Here is a 1938-nt window from a genome sequence, read left to right on the forward strand (position 1 = left end):
TTGCTCACCCCTTAACAGGGCGTTAGGTGTTCATGCCTAATAACCTGATAAATTACTGAACTTACGTTTTAGTATGTCCGTAAAACTTGTTGTTTTGAATAAAATTAGAGTGGTTTGGAATTGGTATGAATCGAATTAACCCAGCTAAGTTACGTAACAGCAAATGGACCGCTATAGAACCGGTTAACAGAGAGAAGCATTTTCTAGTCTCGGAAGTTGAGTATGACGATTATGGTGTGGTCATCTCTTGTAAGCTTGAAGCTGTTCTATCCAAAAACGAATATTCAGTCGACTGGAAAGATTTGAGACACCGGGATAAATGGCTTCAAGGTTGGAAATAAGTGTGACTTTGGGACCACACCTAACAATAAATTTAAGAGTGATTCACAACGCTCGGCGCTCTCACTTCAAGTAAGTTTAATGTTTATGGCACAATGCTTTAGGTAAGGTGTTAGCGTTGTTCACACCTTAATTTGGCGTTAGCTGCTTTGCGGCATCAAATATAATAAGAAGTTGGAGAAACAATGAGAAAACCAAGGGTATTTATAGGTTCATCAGTCGAAAGTTTGCCGATTGCAGATGCAATTGCTGAGAACTTAGAGTTTGATGCTGAGGTTACAATATGGCGAAACGGTACATTCAACCTTTCGAGTAATGCTCTTGATGATTTAATTTCAAAAGCTAAGTCAGTAGATTTCTCAATTTTTATCTTCTCTCCAGACGACCTGACGATCATGAGGTCTAGAGAAAAGTACGTTGTGAGAGACAACGTGGTTTTTGAACTTGGTTTATTTATTGGGGCAATAGGGAAGAACAGGTGCTTTATTGTAAAGCCGCGTGGCGTTGATTTGCATTTTCCAAGCGATCTTCTCGGGATTACTCCAACTGATTTTGATGCTAACAGAAGTGATGAGGATTTGGCGTCCTCTCTGAATTACTCGGCAACCCAAATCAAGCGAGCTTTCAAAGCGCAGGGCTTACTTGAGCTTGATTTTGTGCAGGAAAAACCGCGAATTGATGTAAATGCTCAACTGGCAGCACTTACTGATATTGACATGCTAGCATTGGCTATGTTGCTTGAGTCCACAAACTCTGATGTGGATGGGTGCGCTAGTTGGGATTTGTACAACCGCTTTAACCAATATGATTTCAGTTCAGCACAGATCAATTTAGCTGTAATCAAGCTTACTCGTTCAGGCATGGTCGAAAAAATAAATGCTTCGGACTTTAATGGTAATGAGTACTTTAGCTATAAGTTAACTGAGTACGGAATTGACGTTTGTCTTTCAAGTCAAGAGCGTATTGAAACTCTTACCACGCCAAAGAAACGTCAAGCAGGGTGGGGCGCTCCTCAACAACCTCCAGTACGCAGCTAACAAACTGTTTAAGAGTGATTCGCAACGCGTGGCATTTTCACTGTGCGTTGATTTTAGTGATTAAGGTGGAGTGCAGAGGCTTTTGTATTGCGTTGCTCACACCTTAACAGGGCGTTATATTTCTTGGGGGAATAATGGAAATCAATCACGACTGTATTAAAAATATTATTGCTATTTATATAAACTCAGAGAAAGCTGAGTTGTCCATTCAGGCGGTCGTCGAAAGTGAGTCAATGGCACTATACTCGACTGAAGAGCTAAAGTTTCATTTTAATAGACTTGTTGATCGAGGATGGTTAATTTCGAATTACACTAGAAAACCATACGAAATATATCAAGATGATACCCCATCATGGAGTGTTTTTGACTGGAGGCTTACAGAATCGGCAAATCAATATTGGGATTCTGTTAACCGTTTGCCTGTGTGGCAAGAGTTTAAGAATAAAACGGCTAGTGAATCCTTGGATTTTAGCCTTGAGTTGTTAAAAGGCTACTCCAAAAAGTGGATAGAAAAGAAGCTAAGTGAGTTCGAAATATAACAAATTGTTCAAGAGTGATTCGG

3 protein-coding genes are annotated in these 1938 nt (G+C 40.0%); all 3 read left to right on the top strand.

Features of this window, described 5'->3' with window-relative positions:
- The first annotated feature begins 125 nt into the window (after positions 1–125).
- Positions 126–341, top strand: a complete 216-nt coding sequence (locus tag VHA02S_RS24645; RefSeq protein ID WP_038899603.1) for a TIGR02450 family Trp-rich protein — start codon at positions 126–128, stop codon at positions 339–341.
- A 183-nt stretch (positions 342–524) separates the two neighbouring features.
- Positions 525–1376, top strand: coding sequence for a TIR domain-containing protein (locus VHA02S_RS24650; RefSeq protein ID WP_038899604.1), 852 nt, complete (start codon positions 525–527; stop codon positions 1374–1376).
- Positions 1377–1510: 134 nt separating this feature from the next.
- Entirely contained in the window at positions 1511–1915 is a 405-nt protein-coding gene (locus tag VHA02S_RS24655) for a DUF2513 domain-containing protein (RefSeq protein WP_038899606.1), read from the top strand.
- The last annotated feature ends 23 nt before the right edge of the window (positions 1916–1938 follow it).

The organism is Vibrio harveyi NBRC 15634 = ATCC 14126 = KCTC 12724, from assembly GCF_001591145.1.
Classification (GTDB): Bacteria; Pseudomonadota; Gammaproteobacteria; order Enterobacterales; family Vibrionaceae; genus Vibrio; species Vibrio harveyi.

Excerpts from the sequence above, each read along its gene's own strand:
- VHA02S_RS24645 (WP_038899603.1), top strand. The coding sequence starts at position 126 with ATGAATCGAATTAACCCAGCTAAGTTACGTAACAGCAAATGGACCGCT.
- VHA02S_RS24650 (WP_038899604.1), top strand. The coding sequence starts at position 525 with ATGAGAAAACCAAGGGTATTTATAGGTTCATCAGTCGAAAGTTTGCCG.
- VHA02S_RS24655 (WP_038899606.1), top strand. The coding sequence starts at position 1,511 with ATGGAAATCAATCACGACTGTATTAAAAATATTATTGCTATTTATATA.